11 protein-coding genes are annotated in these 14,457 nt (G+C 29.2%); 9 read left to right on the top strand and 2 right to left on the bottom strand.

Going from position 1 to position 14,457, the window contains the following annotated elements:
* Nucleotides 1–99: 99 nt before the first annotated feature.
* The 4 genes from ACODH8_RS02325 to ACODH8_RS02340 all read left to right on the top strand — a co-directional run bounded on the left by ACODH8_RS02325 (nt 100) and on the right by ACODH8_RS02340 (nt 3,718).
* Nucleotides 100–705, top strand: a complete 606-nt coding sequence (locus ACODH8_RS02325; protein ID WP_420517488.1) for a hypothetical protein — start codon at nt 100–102, stop codon at nt 703–705.
* Between the two features lies 1 nt (nt 706).
* A complete protein-coding gene (locus tag ACODH8_RS02330; RefSeq protein WP_420517489.1) occupies nt 707–1,783 on the top strand; it encodes a YecA family protein in 1,077 nt (358 codons plus the stop codon).
* 356 nt (nt 1,784–2,139) lie between these two features.
* Nucleotides 2,140–3,306 carry a recombinase family protein gene (locus ACODH8_RS02335; protein ID WP_332465428.1) on the top strand — a complete coding sequence of 389 codons (1,167 nt, stop codon included), beginning with the start codon at nt 2,140–2,142 and terminating at the stop codon, nt 3,304–3,306.
* Nucleotides 3,287–3,718 (top strand): hypothetical protein, encoded by a 432-nt coding sequence (locus ACODH8_RS02340; protein ID WP_332465427.1) that lies wholly within the window; start codon nt 3,287–3,289, stop codon nt 3,716–3,718. The genes ACODH8_RS02335 and ACODH8_RS02340 overlap by 20 nt, the downstream gene beginning before the upstream one ends.
* Nucleotides 3,719–3,771: 53 nt before the next feature.
* Here ACODH8_RS02340 and ACODH8_RS02345 read toward each other — a convergent pair whose 3' ends face one another.
* Nucleotides 3,772–4,212 (bottom strand): GNAT family N-acetyltransferase, encoded by a 441-nt coding sequence (locus tag ACODH8_RS02345; RefSeq protein WP_332465426.1) that lies wholly within the window; start codon nt 4,210–4,212, stop codon nt 3,772–3,774.
* A gap of 440 nt (nt 4,213–4,652) precedes the next feature.
* Here ACODH8_RS02345 and ACODH8_RS02350 point away from each other — a divergent pair, with 440 nt between their 5' ends.
* The gene (locus ACODH8_RS02350) at nt 4,653–6,047 is read left to right on the top strand and encodes a helix-turn-helix domain-containing protein (RefSeq protein WP_420517490.1); all 1,395 of its coding nucleotides are present in this window, start codon (nt 4,653–4,655) and stop codon (nt 6,045–6,047) included.
* A 1-nt stretch (nt 6,048) separates the two neighbouring features.
* On the opposite strand, the gene ACODH8_RS02355 is transcribed toward ACODH8_RS02350, so the two are convergent.
* On the bottom strand, nt 6,049–7,407 hold the full coding sequence (locus ACODH8_RS02355) for a helix-turn-helix domain-containing protein (RefSeq protein WP_332465424.1): 1,359 nt from the start codon (nt 7,405–7,407) through the stop codon (nt 6,049–6,051).
* A gap of 444 nt (nt 7,408–7,851) precedes the next feature.
* Between ACODH8_RS02355 and ACODH8_RS02360 the strand changes: the two genes are divergently transcribed.
* The 4 genes from ACODH8_RS02360 to ACODH8_RS02375 all read left to right on the top strand — a co-directional run bounded on the left by ACODH8_RS02360 (nt 7,852) and on the right by ACODH8_RS02375 (nt 14,317).
* Nucleotides 7,852–8,409 carry a recombinase family protein gene (locus tag ACODH8_RS02360; RefSeq protein ID WP_332465423.1) on the top strand — a complete coding sequence of 186 codons (558 nt, stop codon included), beginning with the start codon at nt 7,852–7,854 and terminating at the stop codon, nt 8,407–8,409.
* A 228-nt stretch (nt 8,410–8,637) separates the two neighbouring features.
* Nucleotides 8,638–11,841, top strand: a complete 3,204-nt coding sequence (locus ACODH8_RS02365) for a SpaA isopeptide-forming pilin-related protein (protein WP_420517491.1) — start codon at nt 8,638–8,640, stop codon at nt 11,839–11,841.
* Nucleotides 11,838–12,623 carry a pilin N-terminal domain-containing protein gene (locus ACODH8_RS02370; protein WP_332465421.1) on the top strand — a complete coding sequence of 262 codons (786 nt, stop codon included), beginning with the start codon at nt 11,838–11,840 and terminating at the stop codon, nt 12,621–12,623. Before ACODH8_RS02365 ends, ACODH8_RS02370 begins: the two co-directional genes overlap by 4 nt.
* Before the next feature lie 50 nt (nt 12,624–12,673).
* Nucleotides 12,674–14,317 carry a SpaH/EbpB family LPXTG-anchored major pilin gene (locus ACODH8_RS02375; protein ID WP_332465420.1) on the top strand — a complete coding sequence of 548 codons (1,644 nt, stop codon included), beginning with the start codon at nt 12,674–12,676 and terminating at the stop codon, nt 14,315–14,317.
* Nucleotides 14,318–14,457: the final 140 nt, after the last annotated feature.

Below are 14,457 nucleotides of genomic sequence, written 5' to 3' on the forward strand. Positions count from 1 at the left end.
GTGGTAATGAAGATTTTGAATACGTGACTAAATACATCCGATTTCTAGGGTGTATTTTTTGTGCTTACAAAGTATCATAATGATAAGGAGTGATATTTAATGAATTGGAAAAAAAGCTTTATAGGGTTATCAGTTGTATTAGTAGTGTTTGGAGCATTTAGTATTTACAAATTAGTTGATACTAATAATGGCATGGAAGAAATAAAAAAGGAAAACAAACAAATTTCAGATAAGATAAAAACACTTGATTCAGATAATAAAAAGTCAAAAGAAGAATTGAAGAAAAAAGATTCGGATATCGAAAAAATCAATAAAGAATTAGAAGATACTAAAAAAGAACTAGAAGCGAAGAAAAAAGAAGTAGTTAAAAAGAAAGAAGAAAAACAATTATTAGCATCTCAAGAAGTTAATAACGGTGCTGAACAGCCTAAATATAAAAATTTAGAACAAGAAGTTAATGGTAAATATCATGAAGGGGTAGGTATGGGGATGTCTCATGCCGAAGCTTATGAGTATGCTAACGGAGTTCCTTATATTGATGAGCAAGAGTTACGTGATCATGTAGCTAATATTACTGATGAAGAGGCTAACGAAAGTGTAAGGAAAAGAGATGAGTTTGCAGCAAGTTTTGAAGCTGAGTATGGCAGACAGCCAACATCAGGAGAAATACAAACTCAATGGCTGAATGAGCAAGGGTTTGAATGATATGAAATATAAAGTAGAAAATAAAATAGGTCGCAATGATCCTTGTTATTGCGGTAGTGGGAAAAAGTACAAAAAATGTTGTTATCTAAATAAGCAGGCTAGTTATACTAAAAGTGATTTTGATAATATTAAGGAACTAATGAACAAAGCATATAAACAAAAAAGAATAAAACAATGTTTACATCCTAATAGTGAAGAGTGTGTAACTAAAATAATAAAAGCACACGCAATACAGAATAACAAAATATTAAAAAAATTGGCAGTAGATGGTCAATTGTATTCTTTAAAACCTAAAAAGAATCCTTTTGAAGTATTTGTAAAATGGGGTAGGGGTGAAGTCACAACTTTTACAGGATTTTGCCAATTCCATGATAAAATGTTATTTGCTGATATTGAAGATAAAGATTTTAGAAAAACAGAAGAACAATGTTTTAAGTATATGTATAGATGTTTATGTAGTCATCTTCATGCTAAACAAGAGACGGACCAGTATGGTGAAGTTATGAGTAGTAAAAAGCATGAGTACTACCTAGGTGTTGAGCATTCAATTAAGGATTTTTTATACGATAAATCTATTTTAGATACCTGTCTAATCAGCGAAGACTATTCTTCAAAAGTTGGTTCAATAATTTGGGAATGGGATTATGAAGTATTATTTACAGGCATTGCCTTTGATAGTCCGACAACAGATTTTGAAGGTAGAAAACTTCAAGATTTATCTAATTTAAATTTGAAAATTGGGCACTTTTTTTATACAATATTTCCGGAAAATGGAAGAACATATTGTATTATTTCATGGTTAAAAGAGTTTGAAAATATTTTAAATCCATTAATAAATAAATTGAATGTATTAACAGATTTTGAAAGAAAAATCTATTTAAATAATATTTTTGTTAAACAATCTGATGAAGTAGTTCTTAGTCCGAAGTTATTTAATTCTCTTACTGATGATGACAAAAGGAATATTCAGTTTGCTTCTCAAGGAGGGGCTCTTTTCGACGCAATTTTAGAGATGGATGGACCACCAGCTAATTATGATTTAAGTGATCCGCTATTCGATTTATTTAAACAATATTAAAAAAGAGATGATTTCTCATCTCTCAATCTATATAAACTTACATCTCACACATCCGATTTTTGACCTTGATTTTGACCTTGATGAAAATACACTAATTTGATTATCAATGATATTTATTAATTTGAGAACCTTGATATATCAGTATTTAAAACGTGTAAAAAGATTGAGTGATGTCATTTACTTTAAATGGAAGGGTCTGTAGGATAATCCAGTTTATGAAAAGATTCAAGATGTGATCTTAACATCTTGAATCTTTTTTATTATTTTGTTAATAAAATTCAAAATAATACTAGTAAAAAATCAATTGTGATTTTATAATCTAAGTATTAGGTTTTTCAAATAAGGAAGTGAGATGATTGAGCAAGAATCAATCAAATTTAAGAGAGGAGAAAATACTAACTAAAAAACAGAATGAAATAAAAGAATTATTTGAAAACAAAAGGATCGTTGAAGTTATACCCTCAAGTGTCAAAAATAAAGACATACTTAAACAAAAAACTAGAGTAGCTGCATATTGTCGAGTAAGTACTTATGCAGAAGCTCAATCAGGAAGTTACGAATTACAAATCCAGAGTTATCAAGAAAAAATTCAAAATAATACCGATTGGGAATTAGTTGATATTTACGCTGATCAAGGTGTTTCAGGCACATCAATGAAAAAGAGGATTAATTTTAATCGTATGTTAGATGATTGTAGAGCGGGTAAAATTGACTTAATTCTTGTAAAAAGTATAAGTAGATTTTCAAGAAATACATTAGATTTTATCTCTATCTATAGAGAATTAAAGACGTTAACTAATCCAGTTGGTATATTTATTGAAGACTTAAATCTTAATACATTAGATAGTACAGGTGAAACCATTCTAGTTATGTTTAGTACAGTTGCTCAAGCCGAGAGTGAGCAAAAAAGTGAAGCTATCAAATGGTCTATAATAGAGAGATTTAAAAAAGGATTTCCAATTATTCCTACGCATAATTTATTGGGATATAAGAAAGATAGATTTGGTCGTATTAAAATTGATAGTGACGAAGCTGAGGTAGTTAGATTAATTTATCATAATTTTTTAAATGGTGTACGAGCTAAAGAAATAGCTCAGATGTTAATGGATAACGATATTCCTACAGCTATTGGAAATAAGAAATGGACCTCCTCGTCTATTTATAGAATTTTAAGAAATGAAAAATACTGTGGTGATGTATTAATGCAAAAAACATACACTGTTGATTGCTTTAGTCATCGAACAAAGAAAAACAAAGGTGAAAAGCCCAAATACTTATTAAAAAATGGAATTCCAAAGATAATTTCAAAATCAGATTGGCAAGAAACTCAAAGATTACTTAAAAACCCAAGAAAAGGAATCCAGCAAAAAGTTGATAAAATTGAAAAACCTAAAAAATATGTTATGAGAATTAAAACAGGAATTTTTAAAGGATTTATTATTTTAGATAAAGATTGGACTCAATTTGAATTGGAAGAAGTACTATTTAAAGGAGAACAGGATAATGACTCATTTATCATTTGAAGAATTCAATTTTGAAGTAATTAATGTTGAAAATCCAAAAAATAATGTACTGACAATAAATAAAGGTGCTATTAGTTTTGATCGTTCAATTGCAGAATGCTTGAGGTTTCCTAGTCATATTAGACCATTAATAGATAAAGATAATAAAATATTCGCTATTCAATCTTGTCGGTCTATTGCGAGTAAAGCAGTACCTTTCTCAAAGACCGAGAGTAAACAGAAAGGTTCTGTTAAAATTCAATCTATAGTGATTAGGAATGCAGTAAAAATGTTAATGAAAGACAAGTGGAGTGAAGATAAAAGGTATCAAATTGAGGGCAGATACATTGAGGAACACAAAGCTTTTATTTTTGATTTGAATGACTATAAAGAATTACCTCTTTTTAAAATTGAAAGAAAAATTAAAGATTAAAGAATCAAAATCCATATAAATTTAAAGGAGTATCTCTAAAGATACTCCTTTTCCTATTCAACAGTAAAGTCAGTCCATTCAACTTTACTGTATTCCATCACATCATTTGATTTTTCCATACCAAGTTTTTCATAAAATGGCACAGCATTTTGATTAGCAACTAGGTAGATCGCAATATCTTTTTCACCGCCAGCTGCTTCGTGAGCGGCCTTCATTAGTTCTTTGCCAATACCTTGGCCTACGTAATCTCTATCCACTCCTAAATCAGTAACATATAGCCAGTAAGCATAATCCGTTAATCCAAACAAAACGCCCACTACTAAATTTTGTTCATCTCTTGCTACTAAACTTATAAGAGCATTGTTAACTAATTTATCGATTCTTTCTTCAAATCGTTCTTTAGGGTATTGTGAGCCTAAATCAGTTCGTTTTAGGAAGTCGATATATTCATTGGCAGAAATACGTTCGCTTTTGATTGTAATATTAGTTTTCATAAAATACCTCCTTTTAAGTAAAGATGAAATGTTAATTTGAATTATACTATTATCATCATAATATCATATCTTTTTTATTATTTATCAAATAATTATAACTAATGTTTTTATCCTGGGGAAAACTTTAAGTTGGGAATGAAAAAATAGAAGTAAAATCCAGTCAAATCAAAGCGTACAGCTTTTCTGTTATTCCAATATGGAATAACAATTAACTATAAAACTTCATAAAAAATCAAATGTTACTATATAATAGTAATGTAAATTAATTTTAAATTAAATAGTCTATCAATACTCACTAAAAATAGTATTTGCTATAATAAACGTTTTTATCTATTATATAGTTATTAATAGATTGTAATTATTCTTATCTATAAAATAATTATAATTTTTAGTTAGGAAGTGTAATTATGTATAATATAATAAGCTATTCATCTAAGAGGATGATCAGAATATTAAAAGTATTTATCCAAAATGATACACAATACTCTATAAATGAGTTATCTGAAAATTTAAATATATCTCCTAAAACATTAACCAAAGATTTGAGAGAATTAAATAAATATTTTAGAAATATTGATGGATTGTATTTAACTTATAAAAACGGTAATGACAAAATAGATACTAATTTATCAATAGAAAATTTTATTGAAATTCAATCTAAGATATTATTAGACTCTTTAATAATTAAATTTATTTTTGAGTTATTAGAAAATCCTTATCGAGATATTAATTATTATTCGGATAAATTATACACGAGCAAGTCTTCTATCTATAGAATGATTACGGAATTTAATGATTATTTCAAACTATATCAAGTTAAAATATCCAGTGATGCAACTTTATATTATCTAGATTGTTTTAGTGAATATAATTTCCGTCGTTTTGTGACGGAGTTTTTATTGGAAGTCTATGGAAATAATGTATTTGAAGTCATCGATGTGAAGTCATTTGAGTTTATTACTAAACGTTTAATGAAGATGTATCGAAGTAATGCTGCAGCTATATCTGATTACTATATAGATTACTACACATTATTTTATTCAGTCTCATTAAAGAGAGAAAAAGATGGTAATCAGATAGAGTATTCTTCTTATTTTACAGGACATAATGTAGAGTTTACAGATAGTGAATTAGAAACATTAGACCAAATGAAGATGTTAATTGATTTAAATCAACTATACGCAATAGAATCTACTATTTTTATTAGCAATTATTTATTAACTTCAGTAGTTAAAAGGGAGGATCTATTAATTGTAAAAGAATTTATAGATTTGATTTATCAAGAATTTAATCTAAATACTGAAAATGAAGAGAGAAATTATTTGTTTAATATCTTTATGGATGTTTACATGGGAGTAAAATATTATCGTATTCCATATCCATTTTTAAATGATCGATATGTGTTTTTTTCTAATAACATTCAAAAAACTCATGTTATTTTTTTTGATAGATTAAAAGAACTCTTAAACTATTTTGAAAAGACAACAAGTATTTCCTTATATAAATATGAGCACTTTATAGTTTATACATTAGTTATAACAAACCCTGAAATTTTGAATTATATTTACTCTGAGCCTATATTAATCGTGAGTGAGGTTTCTAAAGAACATGCGGGATTTATTTTAGATTATTTAAAGAAAGAATTAAAAATTTTTAGTATTTTTATTGATAATACAACTATTGCAGAGACTAGGGAAGTAACAGATGCAACTATTTTAGATTTTTCCTTAGTTGTATCTGATGTAGTTTACGATGTTGAACATAATATAGTTATAGATAAATATCCATTTTTTGAAGAGCATATAGAAAAAATAAAAAATCACCTTTTAAGTTAATTTAAAAGGTGATTTTTTTATTTAAAAACAGCACAATTTGAAATTCAATTTTATTAAAATCTTTTTTAGTAATGTATTCATCAATAATAATAGCATTTGAAAAATTTAACTTTCGACTATTTGTAATAATAAGAGATTTTTTTTTTATACTAGCAACTTCCAAGGTTTCAATTACTTGGAAGTTATAATAATCATTAAAATAAGTATTTAATTGATAAACTAAAAAAATGGAATGTCGTTTAGATATAGAACTATGGACATAAATAATGTCGTTATTTTGAGAATGTAATCTAAGAACATCTGGATAATAAACAATTAAAATATAGCTTAATAAAGGAACATAAGTATCTAAGTTCACCTGTAAAATATTTTCAATATCAAAAATAATAGATTTAATTTCCCTATAGACATAACTATCTTTTTTAAGTTCATTATGAAAGAAAGTCAGCTGTCCAATAAACAATTTAATAGGTATCTGATGAGAAACTTCATTTTCATATATTTTTCTAATAAGATTAAATAAAGGAAGGCTATCTTCTTTGTTTTTAGAATTAAGTAAATCGTTTTGTATATAATTAGTTAATTTATAGAAATTACGATTATTAAAAAAAATGTTATCTATATAAGGTGAATATTGGATACTTTTTTTAATCCGATTAACCATTTCTTCCTGACTATCATTATTAGGTGACAATGGGTAATCCGTTAAAAAAAAATATTCTTTTTCTCTTACAATAGAAACAAAAATAAATGAAAAGTAATAGTCTTTTATAAGCTGATTTGTTATAAAAATGTCTGTGTAATTATTAAACTTAGAAATAATCTGAGCGTAATCAGAAATACTTTCTTCAAAATCTAAGAGATGTATTTCTACCCAAAAGATCCCAAGTAGTTCTCTAAGTAACTGTTCAGAATGAGCAAAAATAAAATATTTTTGGCTAACTCTTTTTATTTTTATTTGATAATCTTTCAATTTATGATTAATGTCTTTTATGCTTTTATAAATTGAAGAGTTACTTGTGTTTAAAAGAGTTGAATAGTAGTCAATTGTTTTAAATGGAGTTAAGAAAATATTGGTCATAACCCTAATATTTATTGAACTGTTAAGTATGACTGATTGAACTTGCTTTACTTGTTGAGAAGAAGTGTTGATGAGTTGTATTTCTTTGAAGTTGGTGCTGTTTATTTGAATATAATCATAAAAATTTTCTTGAAAATAGCTAATATCTCTTAGAACTGTGCTTTCTGAAGAATTTACAAAGGAAGAAAGTTCGTTTAAAGAGATTTTTTTGTTATACATCAACAAATAATCTAAAATATCAATTTGGCGTTGATAAATAGGCTCAAGTATATGTTTCATTGAAATTTACCCCTTACCTTAACAGAATTCACTTTAAATATAGCTTAAATATACGAAAAAAACAAATCAAAGACAAACTAAAAAAAATCATTTTTTATTTTCTGATTTTTAAAAAGAACGTTAAATAGAAAAATAGGAAAGTGTATTTGTTCACAATGAAAAAAATTGAGAATGAAAAGAAACATAAAAAAATAATGTGTTTTTTTATTTAGTCTTTTTTTCAATTTCAAAGGGTAATTCTCATAAAATATGAAATAAAAAAAGAATTGTTAGCAAAAAAATAAATTAGAAAAAGACTATCATATAATTATCCAAGGTTTTTTGGGTATAGATAAATTTAAGGGAGATCTACTTATTTATATCGTAAATAGACAGTGGATAGAATATCTATAGTTTAAAAAGTTATTATATTAGCAATTTTGTTAGATAAAGGAGGTGGAATAGTTGAGAAAAATTGGCTATGTTTATAATTTTTACAATAAACAATTTGTAGAGAAACAGTTTATTGAGTTAAAAAAGGCAGGAATTGAGACTTTTATTGCTGAAGAAAATAATGACTTCGAGCAGAAAGAAAAAGAACGTGATAAAAAACTTAATGAGATTTTCCTATTATTACATGAAGGTGATTGTTTAGTTATTTATGATTTATCATGTTTGGGAAAATCTATTATTCAACTGAGTGAATTTTTAGAACTATTACGTAGAAAAAAAATTAAGCTACAGATATTAAATAAAAAAATGTCTCAACTATCCGATGATTTATATTGTGATTTGATTATCGAAATAGCGAAGGCTGAAAAGAAGATTATCAGTGAACGAACGACAAGAGGGCTAGATAAGGCTAGAAGTGAAGGACGGATTGGTGGGCGTCCTAGAGTATCTGAAGAAACAATTGAAAGAATTCGTTTTTTATACAAATTTAGAGCATATACATTAAGGGAAATTGCAGATGAATGTAATGTTTCTTTAGGGACAGCTTATAAATATGCGCAAGAAGACTAAAATGATTGGTCTAGTTTATATGAAAAGATAATATGCTATTTTATCTTGTTATATTTCTTTAATTATTGTTTTTAAGTCATATTAAAAACTTTTCGATAATTAATAAATTTTCTTCTATATAGATTAGGCACAGAGGATTACTTAAAGGGAGAAAATTGAAAAAGAAATTGAGAAACATATCCTTCGTTAGTAGAAATGGATCTCAATACTTACCAAAGGAGGAGGAATATGAAAAAATTAATCACATGGTTATCTTTATTTGCGATTGTTTTAGGTGTTTTTATACCTTCCGTTTCAGCAGCGGATACATCAAGTGATACGCAATCTATTATTAATAGTAATGAATTAAAAATTGATGTAACTCATAAGCTAACTGATAAAGGTGTATTCTGGACAATCGATTACAGTAAAGAAGCCAAAGAAAACCAACGGCTAAAATTTCATTTGATCTCAAGTGAGAAAGAAGTCGTCTTTCCTAAAGTGAAAAACTGGCAACAAGATAAAGAATGGTTTATTGAAGAGGATGCCAATAAAACTAGTAATGGAACAATTTCTTTAGTAACAGAAGAAGACTTGTCAGAATTATTTCTAGAAGTCCAAGTTGATACGGAAGAGACTGATAATATTTTGTCACAAGAATTACAAGGTCCTCACTTACTAGAATTTCTAAACGCCGAATCTACTAGTGAATCATCAAATGAAATGGAAAATAATTTAGATGTTAGTGAATCGCTATTGAAGGAAGATGGAGTCGATACAATTAATCAGCCAATCGCACTTCGTTCATTGGCAGTACCAAATCTTCGTGCAACCATACCATATCAAGATCCATTTAATTATAGTAGTACAAATGAAGGTGTGTTTCCTGAAAGTTGGACCAATCAGTTTTTAAACGGTTCGACTATCAATACTAATCAGGAGGATACAACACGTAATTTTGATTATGGGAAAGCATATAATGGTCCACCAGCTAACAAAAATATTATTGGTGGGGCTAATAGTTTCTTAAATGGATATCACAGACACCCTAATCCAAATAAGAATGATGAAAGAAGTAGTGTATTAACTAAAAAAATAGTTAAACCAACAACAAATCCCAATCAATTTGACATTTCTGTAGATGTTATTTCTGGTGCTTCAGAAGTTGCTAAACCAGTTGATGTGGTATTTGTAATTGATAAGTCTGGGAGTATGCAAAAAAATATAAGTGGAACTGATGTTGGTTTTGATAATTATAATTCTAGATGGCAAATGACTAAACGATCACTAGATAAACTTTCAAAATCATTATTAGCACAAGGTAATGATGTTCGTTTATCTGCTGTGTCATTTGGTTCAGATTGGAATAGTAGTAGTGGTAACACGGCCGTTTGGGCAGAGAACTCTAATTTTAATGGCAGCCCTTTTACAACCAATGCGACTACTTTTATGAACAATACTATTATTACAACTAATCCAACTACTAGTGGTACACCAACCTATATGGGGGTTGAACTTGGAACGAAAATTTTACAGGAAAATGCTCGTCCTGAAGCGAAAAAGTTCTTAATTGTTTTAACAGATGGAATGGCAACCTTTTATCCAAGGACAACAAATCCTCAAGGGATTTCAGATGCTGTTGTAACTAATCCAGCAGGGAAAAGAGTCTTTAAATTAGCAACTGGGAAATTCTTAGGAGACGGAAGTGAGTCTGGAAACAATCCTAGAGACTCATATAATGGAACAATTTCTTATTTGAACAATAGAATTTATAACAGTGCTTACTATCCTAATGTTAATGATTTTAGTAAATACTCAATAGGTTTAGGAGCAACTGGAACATACATCCCAGGAACTTTAGCAGCAATTGGTAAAGATGGTCAGTTTGATGCTCAAAGTGAATCAGACTTAAATAAAGCGATTGAATCTATTTCACGAGTTATTCGTGGGTATGAGGATGTATTTACTCTTGGAACAGCCACAGATCCAATGAGTCAATACGTAGACCTTGTTGGCGGTAAAGTCTCTAGTATTCGATTTGATGCATTGACTCTTAAAGATGGAACACCAAATGTTCTTCAAGTTATTGGAGAAAATGAACCTAACTTTCCAGTCTATGCACAAACTGTCAAAACTAATGCAAAATTTGAGGATAATACAATTAAATTATCTGAAATAAATCTTTCAGGTTCAGAATCTGAGCGGACAGGAATTCGCTTTACTTACACAGTTGAATTGAAGGAAGAATACCGAGATGGTAAATTCTATCCGGCTAATGGGCCAACTTCTGCAAAAGCCTTTAATTATGATGAGTCAGTTAGTTTTGCTGTCCCATCTGTTCGTGCAGATGTATTTGATTTACCGATTATTAAAGATTGGCAAGATGATGAAAATCATTGGAATAAAAGACAAGATATTACGATTCAACTTGAATCAAAAGTTGGTTCAGGTAATTGGACAAAAGTAACAGGTCAGACAGTAACAATACCTAAAAATGCAATAGGTAAAGATTTAGAACATGTATTTAGTAACTTAGCCAAAAAGGATGCATCAGGGCAGATAATTAATTACCGAGTAGTTGAAACATCAGCTGGTAGTAAACGAGTACTAGGCTATCATGATCCGTCTTATGATAAGGAACAAGTTAACGTAAATACAGAAAATAAATTAATTACTATCAGGAATAAGTTAATGTTTATACCAATTGAATTTATAAAAGTCAACGGTGGAAGAGAGAAACTTGAAGGAGTTGTATTTACACTTTCCACAGAAGGTAAAACAGAAATTATTCAAGAAGTTACTTCTGATAAAGATGGAAAAGTAATGTTTGATGCAGTACCGATTGGTAAATATGTTTTAACGGAAAAAACAAGTTTAGAAGGATATGAACCTATTAAGCCAATTCAAATTGAAGTTAAACAAAATGAAACGACTGGTAATTTAGAAATTATTGGCTTACCAGAGAATAAAGAAGTTATTAATAGACTGAAAGATTTTGAATTAAAAGTTGCCAAAGTCGATCAAGATAATCAACCTGTTCTTGGCGTGGAATTCGAACTAACTAATTTGGCAGATGGAACTAAAGTTAAGCTACAAGCAGATGACGTTAATGGTAATTTATTCACTTTTAGCTCTTTAAAACCTGGAAATTACGAATTAAAAGAAACCATTACTCCTGACAACTATGTAGGATTAAAAGACCCAATAAAAATTTCAATTAATGAATCAGGCAAAGTAACCATTGATGATGAAGATGACGTAGCGACTGTTACCTTAGGTGAAAAAAATACTATCGAAATTCAAGTAACTAACACTTTAAAAGGACTATTACCTTCAACAGGAGGCAGTGGAACAAGATCGTTTCTCATTGGAACGATAGTCATTAGTTCTTTAATAGTATGTCTAGGGATGTACTATTTTTACCGAAACCACAGAGGAGGTAGAGTAAAATGAAAAAATTAATAAAAGTTATTTCTTTTTTATTCTTATTCTTCCTTTCTTTTAGTTTATTAGATACGACAAAGGTAAATGCTGAAGAGCAAGAAGTTCTAAAAACGGAATTCATCTTACATAAGAGAATGTATATTGATCCAAAAGCTACTCCAAAAGAAGTTTCTAATACTGGATTAGAAATGCCTGATGAAGAATTTATGAATAAAGAAACTACATATGGTTTAAATGATGTTGTTTTTGAAATCTATGATGTTAGTGAGTATGTTAGAAAACAGCGTAAGGTGAAAAAATCTACACAAGAAATTCAAAAATATTTTAGTGATACCAAGCCGAATGAATTATCTGAAACGTTTAAGAATAACTTAGTAGATACCGTGGTGACTAAAACAAGTAATGGAGAAAGTGGAATGGCAGTTTTTGAAGCTACCTCCAAGGAAGAAACACCTGCTTATTTGATACTTGAAAAAGCAGCTCCGTTAATAAAGGGGCAAAAAATAATTAAAATGGCCATGCCAATGTTAATTATTTTACCTGTCGAAAATCCTCTTGAGGAGGGAAGTTATTTATCTACGATACATTTGTATCCTAAAAATGCACAATATGATGTTTCTGAACCAGAGAAAAAAGTACCACCTACTCCAAAACCAGATCCAAAACCGAAAAAGCCATTTTTACCACAAACAGGTGAAATCAAATCAGCAATGGCAATTTTAGGAGTAGTCGTTATTGCGGTTGTATTTTGGATTTGGAAAAATAAAAGAAGTACCCAAGAAAGTATTTAAAATATGAACAATCATATTTAAATAAAATTACCATATAGGAGGAAATATAAATGAAGAAATTTGCAAAAACGTTGAAAACATTAGCGTTAAGTATGTTAGCTTTACCAGTTGTTTTTAGTACAATGGGGTCAATTCCAGTGTCTGCTGTAGAAGTAGATACAACTGCTAACGTAACTCTGCATAAATTAATCTATACAGATAACAGAGGGGTGAAGGAAAATACTGGTTCAGAAGATCCAAGTTTTACTGGAGAACCATTAAATGGAGCTGAATTTACTGTCTATGATGTAACAGAGCAGTACAAAAGTTTACGTTCTGGAGACACACCGTTATCACCCGAGGCAGCAATTACTGAAATTCAAAAAAACTATGTAGCATCTGAAACTAATAAAGTAACATCAGGTGTTACTGCTAATGGTGGTTTGGTTAAATTCTCGGATTTAGCTTTAAAAGCAGCTGATGGAAAAACTGATCAAGTGTACCTATTTTTAGAAACAAAAACACCTAATACAGTGACAGTTACTCAAAAATCAGCGCCTATTGTGTTAGCTATGCCTATCTATAAATTAGATGCAGAAGGAAAGTCAACAGATACTTTAAATACTGACATTCATTTATACCCAAAAAATGAAACACGTTATGACACAAAAGAATTTATTAACGTAGATAACAAATATGAGTGGGATAAAAATGGAGACGGAACTGACTATGTAAACGTATCAACAGGTGATATTTTGGACTTTAATGTAACTTTAAATATTCCGGCTGATATTGAACAAAAAGATTCTTATACACTAACTGATACACCAACAGAAAATCTCAAATTCGTTAAAGATTCTTTAGGTTTATTCTTTGATGGAGGCTTAGTGGTCGGTGAAGATTATACATTCACTGAAAAAGGAAATGGTTTTGAATTAGCTCTAAATACTCAAAGTACAAAAGTAAAAGCATTAGCTGGTAAAGCCATTATTGTTGGATACCAAATGCAATTAACAGCAGATGTTAAACCTGAAGTGTTAGAAGAAAATAAAGCCATTGTTAAAATTAATAATGAAACAGTAACAGAGATGATTACTCATCAAAAACCAACGGATCCAGAAAAACCAACAGATCCAAAAGATCCAGAAGATCCAAATAAACCAACAGATCCAAAAGACCCAGAAGATCCAGAAAAACCAACAGATCCAAATGATCCAGAAGATCCAACAGAGCCACCAGTAAAATTTGGTACAGGTGGACGTAAATTTGTTAAAACTGATGCTCAATCAGGTGATACATTATCAGGAGCAGAATTTGTAGTGAAACAAGGTAACAACTTTGCGATCTTCACAACAAACGCAACAACTGGTGAATATGTATTTACTGAGTGGACAACTGACAAAGTTAAAGCAACTAAAATTGTTTCAGATAAAGACGGTAAATTTGCAGTTAAAGGTTTAATCAATGGAGATTATGCATTAGAAGAAACAAAAGCGCCAGAAGGTTATGCATTATTAACAGATGATTATAACTTTAATGTTGTACACGGTAAATACGAAGATACTTCATTCTTAGAAACAGTTAAAAACACGCCTAAAGGTTTATTACCATCAACAGGTGGTAATGGTATCTATGCTTTCTTAGCAGTAGGAACAGCAATGATGATAGGTGCTTATATTTGGTTTTCAAAATCTAGAAAACAAGCAAACGTTTAATAGTTAATTCAATGATACACGAAGGGTAACTACTATTTGGGAGTTACCCTTTCTTTTTCAATCAGAAAATTAGCTATTGTTTGTGAAATAAAAATTGACATATAGTAGCTAGTTTTTTGAACAAAGATTGTGAGGAAAAA

This window comes from Vagococcus fluvialis, assembly GCF_048815235.1.
In the GTDB taxonomy this organism is placed as follows: Bacteria; Bacillota; Bacilli; order Lactobacillales; family Vagococcaceae; genus Vagococcus.